This is a genomic window from Cellulophaga sp. (assembly GCF_039943695.1).
In the GTDB taxonomy this organism is placed as follows: domain Bacteria; phylum Bacteroidota; class Bacteroidia; order Flavobacteriales; family Flavobacteriaceae; genus Cellulophaga.
The window spans coordinates 1-24,028 of record NZ_JBDVAA010000076.1 but is presented as its reverse complement, the minus strand read 5'-3'; the positions used below and the strand labels follow the sequence as shown (position 1 = coordinate 24,028).

The window sequence follows — 24,028 nt, the reverse complement described above, 5'->3', positions numbered from 1 at the left end:
AATATCAAAGTGATTTGGAATACCATCACCATCAAAATCAAATGCTGGTTCAGTTGTTCCGTTCACATCGCCAACCAATGGATCGTTAGGATCATCATCGGAATGGTTTGGAACACCATCGTTATCATCATCGGCACTTGGATCAATACCATTAGCTTCATCCAAGTCACTAATACCATCGTTATCATCATCTAAATCAACGATATCCATAATACCATCTTGATCAAAATCTAATATAGATCTGAAATCTACTTCAGTAGTATCTGGGTCATCTACATTATCAGTTGCGATGGCACCAGTATCCAAATCATTGTTTACATCATTACCTACAATATCATCAAAAGCATCGTTCAATCCGTCACCGTCGGCATCTGCCAATGGATCTGTAATTGTACCTTGACCCGCTTCTAAAATATCTGGAGCACCATCATTATCAGAATCAGCATCCAAATAATCTGGAGTTAAATCTGTATCCGTATCCTCAGGTCTTAATCCGTTAGGGTAGTTAGTATCTACACCATTAAAATCAAAAGCATCAGCCGGAGCAACATAACCTGTTGTTGGTTGTGCTTCTACGTTATCTGGAATACCATCGTCATCTGCATCAATATCCAAGAAATCTGCATTTCCTGTTGTATCTGTATTCAGTGGGGTAGTAGTCTCAGAACTATCTGCTTGACCATCATTATTATTATCAGTAAAACCAGTATCAACACTATTGATAACACCATCATTGTTCGTATCTAAAGCATCATTACCTGCTTCATATACATCAAATATTCCGTCATTATCTGCATCAATATCAAAGTGGTTAGGAATACCATCGCCATCAAAATCAAATGCTGGTTCAACAATACCGTTTACATCACCAACCAATGGATCTGCAGGATCGTCATCTAAATAGTTTACGATACCATCATTATCATCATCTGCACTTGGGTCAACTCCGTTAGCTTCATCTAAATCTGAAATACCATCATTGTCATCATCTAAATCAACGATATCCATAATACCATCTTGGTCGCGATCTAATATAGATCTGAAATCTACCTCAGCGGTATCTAAATCATCTTCGTTGTCCGTACCTTCAGCACCTGTATCCAAATCATTGTTTACATCTGTACCAGGTGTATCATCAAATGCATCGTTTAATCCGTCATTATCAGCATCAGCTAAAGGATCAGTCATAGCCCCTTGTCCAGCTTCAATAATATCTGGCGTACCATCATCGTCAGAATCCGGATCCAAGTAATCAGGAATTAAATCATTATCAGTATCCTCAGGTGTTATTCCGTTTGGATAATTAGTATCTAAACCTTCAGCATCAAAAGCATCATCTGGAGCATTATAAGCTGCAGTTGGTTGTGCTTCAACATTATCAGGAATACCATCATCATCCGCATCAATATCCAAGTAGTTTGCACCACCAGTAGTATCTGTATTTAATGGCGCAGTACCTTCTGTAGCATCGGCTTGACCATTGTCATTCGCATCTAAGAATACATCATCAGTACTGTCAATAGCACCATCATTGTTGGTATCTAAAGCACCGGTTACATTTTCAACTACATCTAGAATACCATCATTATCTGCATCTATATCTAAATGGTTTGGATTTGCATCACCATCAAAATTATCTATTGGTAAAGCTGTACCAGGACCATCTGTAGCCGTTGGAGTTGTATTATCATCTGTATCTGCAATATCTGAAAGTCCGTCACCATCTGCATCGGCAATTGGACCTGTACCGATAACACCATCGTTATCTGGGTCTGAACCACCAGCTTCTGTTACATCTGGAATACCATCATTATCAGAATCAGTATCTATTCTATCGTCAAATCCGTCTTCATCCGTATCTGGATTTTCTAAAGGCGTACCAGGAGTAGTTGCATCTGCAGGGTCTACACTATCTGCCAAACCATCACGGTCTGTATCTGTAGCGAAGGTGTCTATAACACCATCATTATCCGCATCTGGACCACCAGCTTCTGTTACATCTGGAATACCATCGTTATCAGAATCTAAATCTATTCTATCTTCTATACCATCACCATCTGAATCCTCATCTGGTAAAGGAGTTGTTGCAATTTCATCTGCAAGACCGTCATTATTAGTATCCGTCATAGAAGTTGGGTCACCAGCAATTGGGTAGTCTATATGACCATCACCATCTGTATCTGTACCACCAGCTTCTATAGAATCTGGAATACCATCGTTATCAGAATCTAAATCAATACTATCTGGAATACCGTCACCGTCTGTATCTCCTGTTTCATTAGTATCTAAAATTCCGTCATTATCATCATCGATATCAACAGTATCCATAATGCCATCATTATCAGAATCTAATATGGATCTAAAATCAACCTCTGCAGTGTCTAAATCATCTACATTATCCGTAGCGATTGCACCTGTATCTAGGTCATTATTTACATCATAACCTGCAGTTGTATCATCAAAAGCATCATTTAAGCCATCGGCATCGGCATCGGCTAAAGGATCTGTGATTGTTCCTTGACCAGCTTCCTCAACATCACTAACACCATCGGCATCAGAATCTGCATCCAAGTAATCTGGAATTAAATCACCATCTGTATCTTCTGGAGTTAATCCAACAGGATAATTGGTATCTAATCCGTTAGCAGCTTCAGCGTCTGCAGGGGCTATATAACCCGCTGTAGTTTGTGCTTCTACATTATCTGGAATTCCATCATCATCTGCATCTATATCCAAGTAATCTGGACCACCTGTGGTATCTGAGTTAGGAATTGGAAGTGGAGATGCTGCTGTAGCGTCATCCCAACCATCTGTTGTAGCGGTATCATCAAAACCATCTACAACACCATCACCATTAACATCAAGACCACCAGCTTCTGTAGTATCTGTAATACCATCATTATCAGAATCTATATCTAAGTGATTTGGAACACTGTCACCATCAAAATTGTCAATTGGTAAAGGTGTACCTGGACCATCTGCTAAGGCAGGGTCTGTATTGTCATCTGGATCCACTAAATCTGAAAGTCCATCACCATCTGCATCCGTAATTGCACCAGTACCGATTCTACCATCGTTATCCGGGTCAGAACTGCCAGCTTCAATTACATCTGGAATACCATCATTTTCAGAATCTAAATCTATTCTATCATCCAATCCGTCATTATCCGTATCCGGATTTGGAATTGGTGTACCCGGAGTAGCAGGACCAACTGGGTCAACACTATCCGCAAGTCCGTCATTATCTGTATCGGTCATAAACGTATCAATGATACCATCACCGTCTCCATCCATACCACCAGCTTCAGTAGTATCCGTAATACCGTCGTTATCAGAATCTAAATCCAATCGGTCTAAAATTCCATCGTTATCAGAATCTTCATCTGGTAAAGGAGTAGCATCAACACTGTCGGCAACACCGTTACCATCAGCATCAACAAAACCATCAACAGCACCATCACCATCAGCGTCTTCGCCACCGGCTTCTAAAGTATCTGTAATACCATCGTTATCTGCATCTAAATCTAAGTAATCAGGATTACCGTCACCATCGGTATCAATTGGATCAATACCATCTGTATCTGCACCAACTGCAGGTATACCTGTTAATGGGTCAATAGCTCCCGGAGCACTAAATCCAGTTGTAGTTTGTCCTTCAACCGTATCTAAAATACCGTCATTGTCACTATCCAAATCGTAAGCGTTAATTAGTCCGTCACCATCAAAATCGCCACTATTATCAGTAGTACCATCTCCATCTGTATCAAAAATATTGGATGTAGAGTTTGTTTGTACACAACCATTCAGTGGTGTACAAGGTGCACTACCTTCTGGACCATCTGTAGTATCATTATCCACTACATCTGCAAGACCATCATTATCTATATCGGTAATATTGTCTAAAACACCGTCACCATTAGCATCATTATTTGCTGCACCAAGTTCTGTAATATCTGTTATACCATCATTATCAGAATCTAAATCTAAGTGGTTAGGTATGCCATCGCCGTCGGTATCAAAATTGATACATACTCCGTTAGCATTTAATCCGCCACAAGTTGGAAAATCTGTGTCGTAGTAGTTTGGAGTACCATCACCATCTAAATCATCATCTGGATCTGGTAAGCCCATTGTTGCACAATCCCATCCGTTTACACCATCAAATGTAGCAGCGCAGAAATCAGGATCTTCATAATCTAAAGTTCCGTCACCATCTGCATCACCATTGTATACTTCAATAACATCTGGTATACCATCATTATCATTATCTAGGTTTAATGGAGCACCTGAAGTTACAGGTACTACAATTGTAAAGGCCTCACACTGGCAATTTGTACTAGAAGGTAAAAACTCTATTATAAAATTTGTGCCAGAACAAGCTGCACCAGCGGTAATAAATACAATTTCATCTGTAATTGTAGATAAGTTAGGAATAGCATCAGCTATTGTACCCGTTGAGATAGCAGCACCATCTATATCTCCATTTATATCTGCACAATAAACACTATAAGCATAGCCTGCATCTGCATCTAAAGCACTTGTATTTTCTATATCTACAGATAAATGATACTCATAATTGTTACTAGTATCTACAGTAAAAAAACTATCGTTAGCAGTACCTATTATGGTTGGCTTTTCTAATGGCATAATCTCATAAGAGAAACCAGTTGCTACTTGAAAATCAGGACAAACATTAGAGGCACACATAATACCATTAACAGTTACGTAATTTACTATTTGTACTTCCTCAGTAGCATCACATATACCTTCGTTTGTAGTTATAAAATCAAAATTAAAATTTATTTTAGATCCTGCAGTAACTCCCGCTGGATAGTTTAATATAAGTTCTTGATGATCTCCTACAGTAGCTATGCTATTAAATGTGGCACCGTCTGCACTAGCAAAAGAAGAAGCTACATATTCTATACCAGATCTTAAGGTTATTTTTCCAAAATCTGCACTACCTGTAGTACCTCCAGAAATTGTAGTTTCTACATTAATATTATCTACAACTCCACAGCCTATTATTGGCGCACCAAAACCAGGAAGATTTATAGTACTAAACGCATTATAAGGAGGTGTAGCACCAAATGCCTGAATGGAGTTAGAAACTATTCTAGATCCGTTACCAGCAGCAAGGTCACCACATGGCTCTTCTCCGTATACCTTAAATGTAAATTCAGAATTTGATATAAAATTACATTCTAATTGAATTTCAAGGTTAATATGTGCTGTTCTTTCATTAATTGAATTAATAGCAGGATTACCTTTTATACCATTTAGAGCAAGTATATTGGTATGTTCTAATAAATTTACTTTAGCAATACCATTTTCTATAGTAACAGTTACGGGCTGAGTGTCATTTGGGTTAGTTGATCCCTTAGGATAAGTAACATTTGTACTTACTATAGTGATACCACCGTTTCCGCCAGGGATAGCAAATTCTAATGAAGGAAATATTAAATCTGCTAACTGAGCACTAATAACATCTACTTCAATATTAAAAGGTGTGCATAAATTTTGTGGTGTGTTAGGTTGATTTGTTATACCTACCTGAACTTGAGATCCTTTAGGTTCTAGGGTTATAGATGTAGAGTTTTGATAACAACTAGCACCTACTGCTTGAAAATCAGAAACATCTACGTTAGTGTCTGGGTAACCAGGATAACCTAAACAATCCCATCCGTGTTCAACTAAAACAGTAAGATCTGTACAGTCTTCAAAATCCCCTTTAAAACGAATAGATTTTGTAGTGTTAGATGCAATTGAACCAGCTTCTATCCAAGTTTTATTTCCGGATTGATGAAATGTTACAGGTGTTTCTGTACCACCTGATACACTAAAAGCACTTTTAATACTTATACCTGCTGGCACAGAAACTTGTAGCCAATTGTAGTTTACATCTTGCGGACTTGTATTACTTATATTAACATCAAAATCTACAGTGTAAGCATCTCCATTTACAGTAGGAGAAGGAGATTGTATTAAAAATGTAGGTTGAGTGTATTGAAATCTGTTTGTATTTGTAAAACTTGCAGCTTCTGGAGTAGCATATGCAAAATCATCATAATTAATGGTGTAGTCATAATTAGCAGAAGCGGGTGAATTACAAGTACCCATAAATTCTACATAAAATCTGGGTTGTATTAAAGCACTTTGGTCACGATCTACATAACCAGGACCAGGAGTAATTGTTATTTGTCCGTTACTTTCTGATACAATAAACTGGCCGCCAAGACTTGAGTAAGCACCATTAAATTGAATAGAAGAAACATTACCTGTAAACCTAGCGCCTTCTGGTATATCTACAACGGTAGATTTCCACAGTGTCATAGGTCTATATTCATCTCCGTGCATATCACTAGGAGCCATATTATGTTGGTAATACAATACTCCATTAGAAGGGGTACAGCCATTAGTAGACCTTGTTTGGTTACTACCATATATTCTAGGTCTAGAATAGTAGGCTCTATCTCCCCAAGTATCGCAACCAACTTTGTTAGGTTGTGTGTTAGCAGGGTAATCTGTAAAAGCAAAAAACTCTCCTCTTAAGCCACCAAGTTCAAAGTAGTCAATGTCTTTAAAATCTTTACTAAATTCAAAAGTTAATTCTATTTCTACTCTGTCCTTCTCTATAGCGTCACCTTCATAATTGTAAGAACCACTAATTAAACTTTTGTAAGAACTAAGATCAAAAGTTAATCTATGTTCAGTAGTCCCATTTGTAGTTAGTACAGGAGTAACAGTAATAGTTCCAGTTTGAGATGTTGTAGGTGAGTCATTAATTGTAATTTCTCCTTCTATAAAAGAAATAATATCCGGACCACCTGCAGCTAAACTTGCAGTATTGTATGTTAAATCAAAATATAAATTATCTAAAGAAATATTATTGATAGAAGCAGAAGTAGAAATTTTCATTCTGTCTCCAGCAAGATATTTATTAATACCATCTGTATTATCATCTAATACTACTTTGGTATCCATTGATGCGTCTGTCCAACCAGCAGTAATTCTGTTAGCATTAAACCCTTCAATAGCAGGGCCAACGCAGTTTCCTGGACAGTGAGTATAAATATCTACAGTACCACAATGTATATCTTGACTCCAGCAAACACCGCTAGTGCCAGTTGCAGTATAATTAGTTTTGTAAGGAATAGATTGTACACCGTTAGGCCCACATGTAAAAGTTAAAGGAAACTCTACCCATTCTTTATATTCAGCTCCACTTATATTTGTAGTACTATATGTAATTTCATTTCCAGACTGCGTAAACTCTGAAGAGGCACCTGGTCTTAAAGACATACCTGCTGGAGCAGTAATAGTAATACTCCAAACAGAGTTAGCGTTATTAGATAACATAGGTTGGCCATTTACTAATGGAGTACCTACACCATTGGCTTGTATAGACGGAGCTATTCTAATTTCAAAATCTTGATTATTTACAAGATCTGTAGGAGCTTCAACTTCTGTAACGCTTCTATAATCTCTAATAATATTAAAGTAATTTAAATCTATACGCTCTGGTAATCTTTCACCTTTACATTGATCTTTAAAATAAACATCAAAATAAGTATGTTCCCAACCCATATATTCTAATCTTCCTGTTCCACAATTGTCTTTAGGTGTAATAGCAAAATCAAAAGATATTTCTGTAGAAGCACCTGGGGCTAAATCATCAAAAAAACCATCGTTATCTAAATCTTCCAGCCCAACACCAGGACCATCAGGATCTGAGGTAAAGAAGTTAGGAGGTAAAGAAAGAGTATTACCAGAACCTCGAGAAGAGTAACTGTCACTAGGCCTACTGGTAGGCGAAAAACTTGTTGTTCCTACTTTAAAGTTAGAAACATTTCTGGTATCATGATAATCAAAATCCCATAAAGGATTATTATTTGCAGTAGATATAGGGGTAGAGTTTGCGCCCATTCCTAAGTTAACACCAACGTCTAAAGCCATAGAGCCAGCTGTAAGTTTTGTGTTTTCTAGTTTAACAGTATAGGTTACCGCCTCACAAAAATCTGGTGTTGTGGTTCCTATTTTAGTTAATGTAATATCTGGCACGTTTGCACCAAAATTTAAAGATCCTGTTTGCGGTGCAGCAGCTTGGCAAGTTTCGCCAACATTACATCCCCAGTAAGCGTTATGAACAATTGCAGTATCTATACAATCATCTACTCTAAAGGCTTCTTGTAAAACAATTACTTCGCCGTTATCAAAACAATTATCATTATTGCCAACATCTCCAACAAAAGGAGCTACGTTTAAATCTATATTATATGTTAAAATTTGACCAACTTTAGATATAGGAGTCAAAGGCGTGCCTTTGTATGATAATGTATAAATATCATCTACATCTTCACCTAAATCTACATAGTAAGTAAAAGTTTCAGTACAACCATTACCACCTTGTGCTATTGTAATATCTCTGGTATATGATTCTCCTACGTTTGAATTTATAGTTGAAATTGGAGAAATATTTAAAGAAGCAGCTAATAAAGCATATGAAGATATGTTGTTGTCATTATCTGTAGCAGAATTTGCACCACCAGCATCATTAAAATTTATAGTATGCGCATCCTTAAAAAGTCCACCAGAATTTAAAAGCGTAACAGCATCACAATTTGCACTACGTTTAAATTCAAAGTATACTTCATCACCAACATTCCAGTTAAGATTTGGATCTCCATTTCTGTGTAATGTAAAAACAGGATTATTTGCTGTACCAGCAACACCTATTTCATAAGGATTTACAGTAATGGGAATTCCATTAGAGTCTACCTGAGATGTTATTACAACAGTACCGGTTTCGTACAAGACGCCGTTTGGTAAGTTAAACGTAATACTAAAATTATTACAAGATGCATTTTTACCTTGTACTAGTACACGCTCCAAAGAATTGTTTACGCCACCGCAAGTGGCCAAGTCTTCAGGAGTTAGGGAAACTTTATACCTGTTATCATCTATTTGAGCATTAAGATTTACAGCACTTAATGTTAATAAAATAATGAACAGGAAAAAGTTTTTGAATACTTTTTTCATAAAATAATGATTAGATTTTTTTCCTAAAAAGAAAGGAAATGGTTTAGTGTTTTTGTGATTAACTTATTTTTATAAGCAAAATCACGTGTTATTACTCTTTTTTTCAAAGATATCTATGAAAAAGTTTATAAATAATAATATGTTGCCGGTTAAGACAAAAGTGTAGGTGAATGGTAGAAAAGTGTATGCGAAAGAAAATTAAAAATATACTGTTTATGTTTTTGTGAACTATGTTAAGTATTGTGTTTACTTAAAAAAAATGTGATTTTTGGTTTTTTGTAAACCTGCTTTTTCACATAAAATTATAAATAGCATATTACCTATTAGGTATTTTGTTTAATGAAATTGCTCTTTTAAGTATATTAATCATATTAAAAGGCTCTAAATTGGAGCTATTACAATTGGGTTATTAGTCTTTTTTGCTTATAAGTTTATGCAAAAACTGTATAACTATATGTTATACATATAGGTGTATGCAACGTTGGGTAATTATTTGTAAATGGTTTAGTGCTATTTTTAATTAGGTTAAACCTAACTCTTTTCCTTTTTGAAGCATAAAATTATAAGCAGCATCATATTCATTAGGAATTGTGCCATCTAAAATAGCTTCTTTTATAGCTTCTTTTAATATACCAATCTCTTTAGAAGGCTTTAGATTAAAGGTTTTCATAATTTCTTCACCACTGACTGGAGGCTGAAAATTACGTATTTGATCTCTTTCTTCTACTTCAACAATTTTTTGTCTTACTAATTTAAAATTGTTACGGTATTTACGTTGCTTTTTAGTGTTTTTTGTAGTGATATCAGCTTCGCATAAAATCATAAGGTCTTCTATGTTTTCACCAGCGTCAAAAATTAAACGACGTACAGCAGAGTCTGTAACAAAGTCTTCAGAAAGTACAATAGGTCTAGAGCTCATTAAAACCATTTTTTGTACGTATTTCATTTTGTCATTTAAAGGCATACGTAAACGCTTAAATAACTTGTAAACCATTTTAGAGCCAATAAACTCATGTCCTCTAAACGTCCATCCCTTTTTTTTATGAAACTTTTTTGTTGGCGCTTTACCAATATCATGTAGTAATGCTGCCCAACGTAGCCATAAATTATCTGTATTTTCAGATATATTATCTACAACTTCTAAAGTATGCCAAAAGTTATCTTTGTGTTTGTGCCCTTCAATTTCTTCTATACCTTGCAAGGCACTTAACTCTGGTAAAATATAAGGTAATAATTGTGATTTATGAAGCAGAGCAAACCCTATAGACGGTTTTGGGCTATTCATAATTTTATTTAACTCGTCAACAATACGTTCTTTAGATATAATTTTGATTCTATCTTTATTTTCTAATATTGATGCAAAAGAGTTATCTTCTATATTAAATTGAAGTTGAGTAGCAAAACGTATAGCTCTCATCATTCTTAACGGATCATCAGAATATGTTATACCAGGTTCTAAAGGTGTTTTTATGACTTTGCTTTGCAAATCATTAACTCCATTAAATGGATCTAGTAACTTGCCATACGAGTCTTTATTTAAAGAAATAGCCATTGCATTAATGGTAAAATCCCTTCTATTTTGATCATCTTCTAGCGTACCATCTTCTACAATAGGATTCCTGCTATCTGTATGGTAACTTTCTTTACGCGCACCAACAAACTCAAGTTCTAAGTCGTTATGCTTTAGCATAGCAGTACCAAAGTTTTTAAAAACAGAAACCTTTGGGGTTGTAGGTAGTTTAGAGGCTACTTTTTGAGCTAACTCTATACCGCTACCAACAGCAACAACATCTATATCTTTTGGAGTTCCTCTTTTTAATAAAAAATCTCGTACAAAGCCACCAATAACATAGCTATCTACATTAAGTTCTGCAGCAGCTTCTGCTATTACTAAAAAAATTGGGTCTTTAATTGCGTCTTTGTAGTTGTCTTGCGTCATTCCTATTTCCGAATCACCTTTACTTTACCATCATTACTTAATTTAATAATTGATGAAGGGGTGACTTTTTGTATGTTTCGCTGCAAATTTACGGCATAGTCTACACCTTTTAAAATATCAGAACTTATTTCTTTAAAACTTTTAGCTGTTGGTTCACCAGAAAGGTTAGCAGAAGTGGAAACAATAGGTTTTTTAAACTTACTTATTAAGTATTGACAAAATTTATCTGTTGCAACTCTAATTGCTAAGCTATTGTCTTTAGCTATAAGATTTTGAGCTACATTTTTTGGATTATCATATACAATTGTTGTTGGTTTGTCTGCAATATCTATAATGTCAAAGGCTACTTCAGGTACTTTTTCTACGTGCTTTTCTAACATAAAGTCATTTGCAACCAAGCAAATCATTGTTTTAGTATTTACTCTTTTTTTAAGCTGATATATTTTTTTTACGGCATCTTCATTAGTTGCATCACAACCAATGCCCCAAACAGTATCTGTAGGATATAAAATAATACCGCCATTTTGTAAAACAGTAATACATTTATTTATCTCATCAATAAAATTCTGATCTGGTTTATTTCTGTGTGCCATTATGCAATTTTTTTAGAAACTTATATCTATTTTTTGTAGAGATGGCATATAAATAACTAATAGTTATACCTTTAATACCATCTAGAATACCAAATTTTACTATGTAGTGTTCTATAAATTTTCCTATTGGTTTTATGTATAGATGAAAAGGAGTAGCTTTTTTGTTTTTAACAAAATCTTCTTGAGCTTTCATTTCTCCATAGCGAAGCATTTTAATTTTAAAAGCTTTATAACTATCAAAAGAATAATGTAATAATTTCTTTTTTAAGATACCTACACTACCATTTACAATAAGAGTTTCATGAACAATTAAACTAGGGTCAAATTTCACTTTGTTTTTTTGAAATAGCCTGTAATTTTTATCTCTTTGGGTACCACTAAAATTTATTTTTTTTCCTTTGTACATAAAAATGCGATACATAAAATATGCAGCAGCAGGATTGGAGCTATTTACTGTTGAAATAATTTCATTTTTTAATGATAAAGATATTCTTTCATCAGCATCAACAAATAAAATCCAATTGTTTTTAGCTAAAGATAAAGCATAGGACTTTTGATCTGTATAGTTTTTAAATTCTCTTTTTATAAAAGTTATGTTGTTATATTTTTTTGCAAGTTCTTCAGTTTTATCAGTACTAAAAGAATCTATAACTATAATCTCATCAGCGAAACTTATATTTTCTATAACTTCACATATATTATTTTCTTCATTATAAGTTATTAGTAATGCTGAGATTTTATTTTTTTTATTTTTTGGAGCTAAATACTCTTCCATTTGCTTGCAAATAAAAGAGTTGTTAAAGGTTGAGTTGATATAATTAAACCCATAAGTTCCTAATTCATCTCTTAATTTACTATTAGATGCAAGAAGTTCTACTTTGTTAGCAACTTTATTTACATTATTTAGTTCTACTACGTAACCACTTTTATTATTTATTACTATTTCTGGTATACTTGTAGTATTAAAAGCAATAACAGGTTTATGGCAGAGAGAAGCTTCAGCAAGTACATACCCAAAACCTTCCCATAGTGAAGGGTGTATAAATATATGGCTAGATTTTATAAACTTTTTTATATCGTCTATAAAGCCTAAAAAAATAACTTCGTTATGCACATTAAGCTCTTTAGATAATTTTACTAATTTTTCTTTTAGAGACCCATCACCTCCTATATAAATTTTATGTTTAATGTTTCTGTCTTTTAATTCTTTAGATAAATGAATTAAAAATTGATGATTTTTTTCATACTCTAACCTTCCCAAACTTGTTATTATAAGTTCCTCGTTAAAATTATTATTATGTAGAATTTCTTTAGAATTATTAGAACAATCAATGGCGTTGTAAATAATCTTAATTTTCTCTTCAGGAAATAATTTTTTGTTATTTGCTAACACAGATAGTTTTGTAGCATTAGAGTTGGTAAGTACATCCGTAATTACATTTTTAAAATAATATCGATTTAAAAAACTATTTTTTATTGGAGTTGCGCTTCCTCTTCTATAAACAATTCTTTCAACACCAGCTTTTTTTGCTGCTAAGCCACCTATTTTTAAATCTTCTGAAATATTGATAACAATACAGTCTATGTTATTTTCTTTAAGAACTTTATTTAATTTCCTTATTTTAAAAGGGTTTAAAAAGCTAAGATTATTTATGTCAAGATTTACATATTGAATATCTGTTTTTATTATTTTTTTATATAGTTCTGATTGATTGTTAGTAACTACTATAACATTATGACCTTTGCTGTGCATATATAAACAGGCTTCATAATGCCATTTTTCTCCACCACCCCAAGTCTTTGTACTATTTAAAAAACAAATATTTGCCATTATAATATGGATTTATAGACACTATACATATTGCTAGCAGTAACATCATCATTAAATTTTTGGGCATAGTCTAACCCTTTTTTAGCTATATTTTGTCTTATTTCTGGATTAGAGAATAGGGTATTTATTTTTAATTTCAAATCTTTATCATCATTAGGCTTAATATAAAAAGAATTAGGTCCGCCAGCTTCAGGAAAGCAGTTGCCCATTGTAGTTATAACAGGTGTTTTGCTATATAAAGCTTCAATAATAGGTATTCCAAAACCTTCACATAATGATGGGTAGCAAAATACTGTTGCCAATTGGTAGATAATAGCTAATTCTTTTAACTCTACATTTTTTAAAAAATAAACTTGATCTTCAAGATTATGTTCTGTGATAAACTCTCTTATTTTTTTTGCGTGTGCTTCTTCGTTTCCTATTAATACTAATTTGTTTTTAGTACCATTTATAGCTTTAACTATTAATAACGCATTTTTTCTTTCTTGTATAGTACCTACGTTTAATATAAACTGGTTAGGTAAATTATATTTTACTTTAACCTTTTCTTTTTCACTAGTGCTATATTCTTTTTTAAAAACAGAATTACAACCTTGATAAACAACAGTTATTTTGTCAGAACTTACATTTGAGTACTTTATAATATCTTTTTTAGTTTGTTCACTTATTGCAACAATCTTAGTAGAATTTTTTACAGCATATTTAAATTTAAGTGTATAAATAAATTTATTTATGGTAGAGTAGTATTGCGGATGTGTGATAAAAATTAAATCATGAATGGTTACAATACTTTTAACACCTGTTTTATTTAATCCTAAAGGAATTTCTCCTGTTATTCCGTGGTAAATATTTGGGTTATCATTAATAATACTATTTTTAAGAGCAAAAACCCTCCATATTGATGAAAATTTTTTCCAAAGCCAAGAATTAGGATAAACAACAGATATGATAGGAGATTTAAAAACTCTATCTTTATTAGAGGGTTTAGTATTGTATAATATTAATTTATTAATATTAGTGTGTTGACAAATAATTCTTACTAAATCTCTTCCATAATTCCCTAAACCAGTATTATTGTGAAAAATTCTTTTTGCGTCAAAACCTACAATCATTATAAATGTTAATTTAGCTTTCAAAGATAATTTAAAAATGAAACTTTTTAATTGATAATAACAAGTATTGTTTTAAATCAATAAAAAAGAATTCACTAAAGGTTATTAATTTATAAATATCCCAAATTAGACATCGTTATGTTTATCTCTTGCTAAAATGAATATATTTGTTGTTTTAACTTTCATATATGAAGCCCATAAAATATTATTTCCATAATTTATTTTTCAACAATTCAAGAAGAAACTTAAATTCTATAAAAACGAAAGGAATAAAAGAATCTTATGATTTTTTTATAAAGAGCTTTAAGAACAAGAAAAGCTTATATTTCGTAAGGTTTGGAGATGGAGAATTTGTTACTTTGATGAAAAAAGATCACAGAAATTATATTTACAGTAAAGGGTTAGAAACTGAACTGGAAGCATCGTTTAAAATTAAAGATAATGATTATTTAATAGCTTGTCCCATTAATTATCCATATGATGAGTTTCACGCTAGCGGTATTTATAAAAATTTTTCTTGGCAGCAGGATATGATTGATGTAATGAAGAAAAAAGAATTTTCTGAAGATGTTACATATGAAAACCCCTGTATTTTTCAATGTATGGCAGTTTTTAGACCAAAGGTACTGAAAGCTTTTTTAGATGAAGAAATAAGACCTTTAAAAAAAATGTTTATAGGGTCTACTAGTAAAGAAATTGCAGAGAAATTATATGGAAAAATAGATTTTTATGTTGAAATTCCAGTAAAGCATGCTTATGAATCTATAGATTTGTGGTGGCCTGACATTGAGGAAAATGCAAAAAAAGTAGATTTAATAATTCCATCTGCAGGTAGTACTTCTAATGTAATTGCTTTGCGTTTATGGAATTTAGGAATCAAATCAAAAGTGATAGATTTTGGCTCTATTATAGATGCAGTAGAGTATAAGATATCAAGATCTTGGATAAGATTACAAGGTCATAAAGTTCAAAAAGTATTAAATACTAATGATCGTGATAAACTATCATTTCAAAAAAAGTTTTTATTTTTTAGAAAAGATATTAAGTTCTATTTTAGAAATCAGATAATGTAAATATTTAAAAAATAGTAAATACAAAAGAAAGCCCACAATTAGAATTGTGGGCTTTTTTATAAAATATAAATTTTACATTATTTAAGTGAGTGAAAATTAATATTTATTTCCAATTTACAGGAGCAATCCATTTGTTTGATTCACTATCTCCATTAATGTGATGAGTAATCGTTCCTGTTAAATCTATGTGCCATGATCTACCATCTGTTGGGAATACTTCAGCAAGTAACTGTCTATTATATTTAGATTTAGTACAACGTGTTGTATTTTGATAATTTATTTGAGTTTCATAATGATTCCAATATGGAGCTACTGCAATTCCTACAGTGCCTTGAATATTATAAGTGTAATTTTTTTCTTCTTTTTTAGCGAATCTTAATTTATTCTTACTATTTCTATAAAATAATTTTGTTTCTATAAAAAGAGCGGCAGTACTTCCAGAGCGAAGAGATTTTAATTGTTGAGTATACCTCATTTGACGATTTGAAGGCCCAAGTATCTTTGCGTTGTCTGAACACCTGTAATATGCATTTCTCCAAAAATCTTTTTTTGAATAACCTCCTGTATTGGTTCCAGAAATGTAAATTTTTGAACTTTCTCCTGAATTTTCAAACTCAATTATAGATACGTCTACATTATCTACTTTAATAAAGGAGTTTTTTCTTGTGTCAAACTTATAAAAAGCATCTTCTTTGAAAGTGATTATTTTTTCTCCGATTTTGAATTGTAAATCACTGTTTAGTATAGCCATTAAGCCATATGTTAATTTATTTTCAATTTCTAATATTTTGTCATCATCTGAATTTAGAGCTATTTCTAAAAATGATTTATAATCCTTTTCCAACACTGATTCAAGAGCAGAAATCTCATCTGGTAAAAATTCAAGTTCTAGGTGATATTTATGAAATTCATCCCAATTTTCAAAATAAGCACCCTTGAAATCGTTAGTAGTTAATTCTTCTTTTTGACAAGAATAGATACTGAAAATACAAATAATAATAATAGAAATTTTTTTCATATTTAATATGTTTTATAATTACAAAACAATAGTAGTAAAAAAAACAAATAAAATAGGTTTAATCTTACTTATTGTTATTTTTTTAATAGTAATTTAATATTTGTTGTGTTTTATTAAGGGTGTAAGATTTTTGATTTAATAAATAAAAACTTTAGTATTGAATATATATTCTCAATATTAATAATTATTTTAATATTGAATTGCAATATAAATTATTGGGTGTTAGAATTTGGTGGGTAAGAATGTAATGTAAGTAAAAGCAATAGGATTTATTATGCAAGTTGATAAAGTATTGGAATTGTTATATTAGCTAGTTTGTAATTGTTGTTCACTTAGACCATCCAAGAGGTTATGCAAACAAAGAAAGCTGGAAGATAAATAACGATATTAGAAAAGAAACTCGTACCTTAAAACATAAGGTAACTAAATTTGGTATTATAAAAGATTAGTACTAAAATGTGTTTTTTATAAAAAACAAAAAGCCCACAATTACAATTGTGGGCTTTTTGTTTCTCTAGTAGACATTTACTATACAGCAACATCATACTCTCGTAAAGCATCATTTAAAGATGTTTTTTTGTTAGTACTTTCTTTACGTTTACCAATAATTAAAGCACAAGGTACGTTGTATTCACCAGCAGCAAACTTTTTAGTATAGCTACCAGGTATAACTACAGAACGTGCAGGTACTCTACCTTTCATTTCTACTGGAGTATCACCAGTAACATCTATAATTTTAGTACTCATTGTTAAAACAACATTAGCACCCAAAACAGCTTCTTTTTCTACTCTAACACCTTCTACAACTATACATCTAGACCCAATAAAAGCACCATCTTCTATAATTACAGGAGATGCTTGTAAAGGCTCTAAAACACCACCAATACCAACACCACCACTAAGGTGTACGTTTTTACCAATTTGTGCACAACTACCAACTGTAGCCCAAGTATCTACCATTGTACCCTCATCTACATAAGCGCCAATGTTTACATAACTAGGCATTAAAATAGTGCCAGGAGATATGTAAGCTCCGTGCCTTGCAACTGCATTAGGTACAACGCGAATTCCTTTTTCTTTATAACCTCTTTTTAAAGGCATTTTATCATGGTATTCAAAAATACCAGCTTCTAATGTTTCCATTTTCTGAATAGGAAAATAAAGAACAACAGCTTTTTTTACCCACTCATTAATTTGCCAATCGCCTTCAACAGGCTCTGCACATCTAAGTTTCCCATTATCTATTAGGTCTATAACTTCTCTAATAGCATCTTGTGTAGCTGTTTCTTTTAGTAATTCTCGGTTATCCCAAGCAGCTTCTATAGTTTTTTGTAATTCTGTCATTTTTGTAAAAATCAATTTTAGCAAAGATAATAGGTGAGGCTTAATAATTTAATCAAATGTAAACATATAACAATTTATATATTATTTTTGCCAAAAAAAACAGTTTGGGTAGATTACTAGCTTTAGATTTTGGAAAAGTACGTACAGGTATAGCTGTAACAGATGAAATGCAAATAATAGCATCTGGGCTAACAACAGTTGAAACCAAAGATCTTTTAACATTTTTAAAGGATTATATTGCTAAAGAAAAGGTAGAAAAAATTATAGTAGGTGAACCTAAACAGATGAATAATACCGCTTCTGAGTCCGAAGTGTTAATTGTACCTTTTTTAGTAAAACTTAAAACTATTTTTCCTAATATGCCAGTAGAAAGAGAAGATGAACGTTTTACATCTAAATTGGCATTTAAGACAATGATAGATAGTGGGTTAAATAAAAAACAGCGTAAAAATAAGGCACTGGTAGATGAAATTAGTGCTACAATTATTTTACAGTCTTATTTAAATAGAAATTAAAATTTTAATTGTTTTATAAAAACAATGTATAAAAATTAAGTAGTAATATGATTTTACCAATAACAGCATATGGCGACCCTGTGCTAAGAAAAAAAGCAAAAGATATAAACCAAGATCATCCTAAGTTGAAGGAGCTTTTAGAAAATATGTGGGAGACTATGTATAACGCTAGTGGCGTAGGTTTGGCTGCACCACAAATTGGTTTGCCGGTACGTATCTTTTTGGTTGACACAACTCCTTTTTCAGACGATGAAGATTTGTCTAAGGAAGAACAAAAAGCTTTAAGTGGCTTTAAAAAAGTATTTATTAATGCAAAAATTACTGAAGAAACAGGGGATGAGTGGTCCTTTAATGAAGGTTGCTTAAGTATACCAGATATTAGAGAAGATGTATCTAGAAAAGAAAATATTAAAATTACTTATTTAGATGAAAACTTCAAGGAGCACACAGAAGAGTATAACGGTTTGTTAGCAAGGGTTATACAGCACGAGTATGACCATATAGAAGGTATATTGTTTACAGACAAATTATCATCATTAAAGAAAAGGTTGTTAAAGAGTAAGTTAAGTAACATTTCTAAAGGAAAAATTAGAGTAGAATACAGAATGCGTTTTCCTGAAATGAAAAAAGGAAGATAGATTCCTTTTTTATCGATATAAAAAATATAATATTTGTAGAAGATTTATAAAGTAAAATATGAGTTTAGATAAAATTTTATCCATTTCTGGAAAACCAGGATTACACAAGTTGGTAACACAAACACGTACGGGTTTTATAGCAGAGTCTTTAATGGACGGAAAAAGAAGTACTGTTAATATGCGTACAAATGTTAGTGTTTTATCAGAAATTGCTATTTATACGTTAGAGGAAGAAGTTCCTTTAAGAGAGGTATTTAATAAAATACAAACAAAAGAAAACGGAGAAAAAACATCTGTTAAGCATAAAGATGACAAGTTAAAATTAGAAGAATATTTCTTTGAAGTTTTACCTAATTATGATGAAGATCGTGTGTATGCTAGTGACATTAAAAAAGTAATACAATGGTATAACTTATTACATGAACATGGTATCACAGATTTTTCTGAACCAGAGGAAAATAAAGAAACAGAAGAGTCTGCTGCAGAATAACAACAGAAACTTAAGTAAAAGAAAAAGGCAACATATAATTTATATGTTGCCTTTTTTTATTTAACTAAACTATTTTACCATTGGTCTACACTTTATAGCTTTCTATAGCAACCAAACTATTATTACGTTTAATTAACCTCAAATTTGCTACAGATTACAGTTTTAACCCCAAATAAAAAACAAGTAGTATGAGTGTAGAAGTTATTAATGTAGACAGTGAGATTAAAGGAGCTTTTTTTGATATGGCACATACGCCAAGTGTAATATTTGATAAAAATATGGTATTCTTAGATATGAATGAAGCTGCCATATCTACTCTAAATATAAAAAAGGATGATTTTATTGGTAAATCTATTTTAGAAGCTTTTCCTTATTTAGAAGGTACAGAAAGATTAGAGTCATATAAAAAAGTTATAGAGACAGGAGTACCTATTAGCTTAGATGAAATATCTTTTTACACAGATGATAAAACTTTTGTTTTTATAGTTAGAGCCTTTAAAGTAGGTGAAGGTTTGGGGGTTACTACTTTAGATGTTACAAATTTAATAGCTACAATTGATAAATTAAAAGCCACACAAAATAATTTAGAAAAAGTAAATAAAAATCTTAAACAAAAAAACAAAGAATTAGAAGAGTTCTCTTATGTTGCAGCGCATGACCTTAGAGCTCCTTTAACCAATATGCAGAGCCTTTTTGGTATGTTAGAGTCTAGTAATGTAATTACTGATGAAGTAAAACCCATATTTGATAAGCTAAAATATGTTGGTAAACTTATGTGCGATAAGTTAAAGGCTTTAAACAATGTAATAGCTTTAAAGTCTAGTTTAGAAGATAAAAAGGAGGTTGTAAATTTTAAAGAAGTAGTTGCAAAGATTAAGGCAATACATTCTGAAAAAATTATAAATACTAGAGCAATAATAAAGGAAGATTTTGCGGCTTACCCTAAAATTAATTACAATGCTGTACAATTTGAGAGCATTTTACATAATTTAATTTCTAACGCAATTAAGTATAAACATCCGCGTAGAAAACCAATAATTTCGGTTACAACACTATTAGAAGATAATAAACCAGTTTTAATAGTAAAGGATAATGGTTTAGGTTTTGATACCAGTAATGACTCAACTAAAGTTTTTGGGTTATTCAAAAGAATGCATACTCACGTAGAAGGTTTAGGAGTAGGCCTATACATACTACATTCCATAGTTGTAAATAATGGAGGTAAAGTGCTAGTAGAGAGTGAGGAAAACAAAGGAACTCAATTTAAAATATATTTTTAATGGAAGAAAAATTAACCAACTTATGTAAAATTCTACTAATTGAAGATGATGTAGTAACTAACTTTATAACAACTAGTAAGTTAAATAATTTAGGATATACAAATATAACAGCTGTAGAAAACGGCAAGGAAGCTATTGATTATTTAAAAGATAATAAGCCAGACTTAATTGTTTTAGATATTAATATGCCTATTATGGATGGTTTTGAGTTTATGGAGGTTAAAGAGCAAAGTTGTATTTGTATGGGAGTTCCCATTGTTATAGTAACTTCTTCTGGGAGACCATCAGATAAAGAAAAAGCAGAAACATTTTTAGATGTAATAAGCTATTTAGAAAAACCATTAAATTATGATAAATTACAAAAAATATTAAAGTCTTTAAGAGAGAGTTTAAAATAAAAAATGCCTTGTATTACACAAGGCATTTTAAATATTATAGATTATCCTCTTCTGCGTTCTAGTAAAATCATCATCATTAATCCTAGCATTATACGGTCGTCATCATCATTATCCATTTCTCCTTGCTTACTTAGCTCAAAGTTTCTACCAAAAAAAGAAGGCTTCTTTTTTAATTTTATAATAGATTTTCCTTGGTTGTCTTTAACCATATAAGACGGATTAAATAAATAGCCTGTAAAGAAATTTAAGACAGGAATTTCGCCTAGCATAGAGTCAAATACCTTAACCCAAGGGTTTTCTTCGCTTATGTTATATTGTTGTTTTTGGTTTTCATCAATAATATTGTAATGTGCTTTCCAAATAGATCTCCACCCTTTACGAGCTACTTTACCAAATTCTTTTCCGTTTTCATCTTTAAAGGCATATGCTGCAGAAAAATCTAACCATTTATCTGCTTTTATGCTATAATTTACTTTTGTTTTAGATTCGTCATTGTAAATTTTAATCTCTTCTTTAAATTTAAACATCTTTTGTTTTACATAGGCAATAGTTTTACCAGTAGCATCTGTTGCTGTAAAATCATTAGAAAAAGTAGATATTTTAAACTGAAAAGTAACAGGAAATTGAATGTTTTGCATAAATTAAATATTCTAGGTTTATGATGTTGTAATGTATGTAATATAACTCTTACCTGTATTTCTTATTGCATAAAAAAACTAGACTTATTGTTTTGGTAACAAACTAAATCTAGTTTTTATAATAAATTTTATTTTTTTAATCTTTATCTATCTCTTTAAAAGTATGTTTGCTTTTTTTCCAATCTATTAATTTTGTTGGATAATATTTTACGTTCATCCTCTCTAAATAAGGGGCTTGGTTGGCTAATCTTATTTTATAGTCTTTCCAATTTCTATTTTCTTTTATGGTCCAGTTAAGCTCAGAGTAACCAATAATTCTAGGAAAAGCTAAATATTCTAACTCTTCAATATTGCTAATAGTCTCAGACCATAAAGGGGCTTCAATACCTAAAACCTGTTCTTTAGGTAATTCTTTTACAAATGTTTCTGGTGTCCATATATAGGCAGAATCTACAGGAATATATGTTGCCCAGTGCAAGCCGTGTTTAGATAACGTATCATACTGCATATCTAAATAAGCTTTTTTAGCTGGTGATAATATAATTTTCATCCCTTTTCCTAATGCCAATTTTGCATTTTTTTTGCTTCTCCAGAATTGAGCAACAGAATTACTACTAATATCTGTTGTAGCAATTTCATCCCATCCTATTGGTGTTTTTCCGTGACTTTCTACAATTTTAGAAACTTTTAAAATAAACTTTTTAAAATCTTTTTTCTTTGTAACGTGACTCTCATCTCCTCCTAAATGAAAATAAGGAGCAGGGGAAATAGCAGAAATTTCTCTTACAACATCATCTACAAAGGCATAAACAAGATCTTTATCTGTATCAAGAGTACTAAAGCCAACACGCATACCTGTATAAATTTTAGGCGTTTTTCCGTTGCCATTTAATTGCGGGTAAGCAACTGTAGCAGCGTTTGTGTGTCCTGGCATATCTACTTCTGGTACAATAATAATATGTCTTTCTTCAGCATAACGCACTAATTCTTTAAAATCTTCTTGGGTATAAAAACCTCCAGGACCACCGCCAACTTCTGTGCTAGCTCCAATTTCTGTTAATTTTGGCCAAGATTTAATTTCTATACGCCAGCCTTGGTCATCTGTTAAATGTAAGTGTAGAGCATTAAACTTATAGTAAGCTAAAATATCTATGTATTTTTTTACATCATCAACACTAAAAAAATGCCTAGCAACATCTAACATAGCACCTCTGTACTCGTAATTTGGTTGGTCAAGTATTTTTCCGCTAGGTATTAACCACATTTTGTGTGCTGTAAGCGTGTCATTACTTTCTTCTGGTATAATTTGCCTTAGAGTTTGTATACCTCTAAAAGCACCAGCAGCTGTTTTTGCATTAATAATTATAGAGTCTTGTGTAATATACATTTGGTAAGCCTCTTTATTATCTAACTCTAAGCTATCTGTTTTATTTATGTATATAATTTTAGATGTTTCAGGGTTTGTACTATTTACAGGAACCTCTAAGTTAATTTTTGAGCTAATTTTATTAGATAAAAAAGAACCCACTTGTTCAAAACCAGAATTTTTAGAGGTATAAATAGCTGTATTTTTATCTAATCCAAATGCGCTATTAGTAGGTGTAACTTTTAACGGTAAGGGAACCATACTTTCTGCAGATAAATCTGTAGTTGGGTAGTTAATAATTACTCTTTTTTCTTGGCAAGCAATTATTGTAAAAATGCCAATAAGGGTTAATAAGGTTCTAAATAAAATAGAATTTTTCATTTAAATTGGTTAGTTAATATAGTTTGTAATTACACTTTGCCAAATTTGGTATCCTTTGGCGTTCATATGTAGGTTGTCTTGGGTAAAAATATCTGGTTTTAACTGTTTGCCATTTAGCATAGGTTTCCAAACATCTACATAAGTTATGTTAGGGTTTTTCTTTGCTAAGTTTTTGTATTTTCTGTTTAGTTTTTTATAGTTTCTTTTTAGGTGCCACCTAGCAATACTAGGTTTAACAGAGATTAAAACAATTTGTGTATTGGTATTGGCTTTTTTTATTTTGTTAATTATTTCTGTTAGTTGTGATAGTACTAACTTGCAACTTCTATCACCTGCAATATCATTATCACCTTCATAAATAAAAACCTGTTTG

Annotated in this window: 16 protein-coding genes; 6 read left to right on the top strand and 10 right to left on the bottom strand. The window is 31.7% G+C overall.

What is annotated here, in order from left to right:
• The 5 genes from ABJD66_RS05520 to ABJD66_RS05500 all read right to left on the bottom strand — a co-directional run.
• On the bottom strand, positions 1 to 9,039 hold a 9,039-nt coding region (locus ABJD66_RS05520; RefSeq protein WP_348129120.1), incomplete at its 3' end, for a hypothetical protein.
• Positions 9,040 to 9,559: 520 nt separating this feature from the next.
• Entirely contained in the window at positions 9,560 to 10,978 is a 1,419-nt protein-coding gene (locus tag ABJD66_RS05515; RefSeq protein WP_348129118.1) for an HD domain-containing protein, read from the bottom strand.
• Positions 10,979 to 10,980: 2 nt separating this feature from the next.
• Positions 10,981 to 11,571, bottom strand: a complete 591-nt coding sequence (locus tag ABJD66_RS05510; RefSeq protein WP_348129116.1) for an L-threonylcarbamoyladenylate synthase — start codon at positions 11,569 to 11,571, stop codon at positions 10,981 to 10,983.
• Positions 11,555 to 13,402 carry a glycosyltransferase gene (locus ABJD66_RS05505; protein WP_348129113.1) on the bottom strand — a complete coding sequence of 616 codons (1,848 nt, stop codon included), beginning with the start codon at positions 13,400 to 13,402 and terminating at the stop codon, positions 11,555 to 11,557. Before ABJD66_RS05505 ends, ABJD66_RS05510 begins: the two co-directional genes overlap by 17 nt.
• A complete protein-coding gene (locus ABJD66_RS05500; protein WP_348129110.1) occupies positions 13,402 to 14,514 on the bottom strand; it encodes a glycosyltransferase family 1 protein in 1,113 nt (370 codons plus the stop codon). Before ABJD66_RS05500 ends, ABJD66_RS05505 begins: the two co-directional genes overlap by 1 nt.
• Positions 14,515 to 14,702: 188 nt before the next feature.
• Here ABJD66_RS05500 and ABJD66_RS05495 point away from each other — a divergent pair, with 188 nt between their 5' ends.
• On the top strand, positions 14,703 to 15,587 hold the full coding sequence (locus tag ABJD66_RS05495; protein ID WP_348129107.1) for a GT-D fold domain-containing glycosyltransferase: 885 nt from the start codon (positions 14,703 to 14,705) through the stop codon (positions 15,585 to 15,587).
• 103 nt (positions 15,588 to 15,690) lie between these two features.
• Here the strand turns inward: ABJD66_RS05495 and ABJD66_RS05490 are convergent, their stop codons facing one another.
• Together ABJD66_RS05490 and ABJD66_RS05485 are read right to left on the bottom strand one after the other, a co-directional pair.
• Positions 15,691 to 16,605, bottom strand: a complete 915-nt coding sequence (locus ABJD66_RS05490) for a hypothetical protein (protein ID WP_348129104.1) — start codon at positions 16,603 to 16,605, stop codon at positions 15,691 to 15,693.
• 528 nt (positions 16,606 to 17,133) lie between these two features.
• Positions 17,134 to 17,949, bottom strand: a complete 816-nt coding sequence (locus ABJD66_RS05485) for a 2,3,4,5-tetrahydropyridine-2,6-dicarboxylate N-succinyltransferase (protein ID WP_100895567.1) — start codon at positions 17,947 to 17,949, stop codon at positions 17,134 to 17,136.
• A gap of 104 nt (positions 17,950 to 18,053) precedes the next feature.
• Here ABJD66_RS05485 and ruvX point away from each other — a divergent pair, with 104 nt between their 5' ends.
• The 5 genes from ruvX to ABJD66_RS05460 all read left to right on the top strand — a co-directional run bounded on the left by ruvX (position 18,054) and on the right by ABJD66_RS05460 (position 21,270).
• Positions 18,054 to 18,464: a Holliday junction resolvase RuvX gene (gene ruvX / locus ABJD66_RS05480; protein WP_348129101.1), complete on the top strand. Its 411-nt coding sequence runs from the start codon at positions 18,054 to 18,056 to the stop codon at positions 18,462 to 18,464.
• 47 nt (positions 18,465 to 18,511) lie between these two features.
• On the top strand, positions 18,512 to 19,102 hold the full coding sequence (gene def, locus ABJD66_RS05475) for a peptide deformylase (protein ID WP_100895569.1): 591 nt from the start codon (positions 18,512 to 18,514) through the stop codon (positions 19,100 to 19,102).
• A 58-nt stretch (positions 19,103 to 19,160) separates the two neighbouring features.
• A complete protein-coding gene (locus ABJD66_RS05470; RefSeq protein ID WP_100895570.1) occupies positions 19,161 to 19,592 on the top strand; it encodes a DUF5606 domain-containing protein in 432 nt (143 codons plus the stop codon).
• A gap of 188 nt (positions 19,593 to 19,780) precedes the next feature.
• Entirely contained in the window at positions 19,781 to 20,872 is a 1,092-nt protein-coding gene (locus ABJD66_RS05465; RefSeq protein WP_348129096.1) for an ATP-binding protein, read from the top strand.
• The gene (locus tag ABJD66_RS05460; protein ID WP_100895572.1) at positions 20,872 to 21,270 is read left to right on the top strand and encodes a response regulator; all 399 of its coding nucleotides are present in this window, start codon (positions 20,872 to 20,874) and stop codon (positions 21,268 to 21,270) included. The genes ABJD66_RS05465 and ABJD66_RS05460 overlap by 1 nt, the downstream gene beginning before the upstream one ends.
• Positions 21,271 to 21,311: 41 nt before the next feature.
• Here the strand turns inward: ABJD66_RS05460 and ABJD66_RS05455 are convergent, their stop codons facing one another.
• From ABJD66_RS05455 to ABJD66_RS05445, 3 genes are all read right to left on the bottom strand, one after another.
• On the bottom strand, positions 21,312 to 21,908 hold the full coding sequence (locus ABJD66_RS05455) for a hypothetical protein (protein WP_100895573.1): 597 nt from the start codon (positions 21,906 to 21,908) through the stop codon (positions 21,312 to 21,314).
• A 136-nt stretch (positions 21,909 to 22,044) separates the two neighbouring features.
• Entirely contained in the window at positions 22,045 to 23,655 is a 1,611-nt protein-coding gene (locus tag ABJD66_RS05450) for a family 20 glycosylhydrolase (protein WP_348129092.1), read from the bottom strand.
• A gap of 9 nt (positions 23,656 to 23,664) precedes the next feature.
• Positions 23,665 to 24,028, bottom strand: a 364-nt coding sequence (locus ABJD66_RS05445) for a GDSL-type esterase/lipase family protein (RefSeq protein WP_348129089.1), incomplete at its 5' end; no start/stop codon positions are given.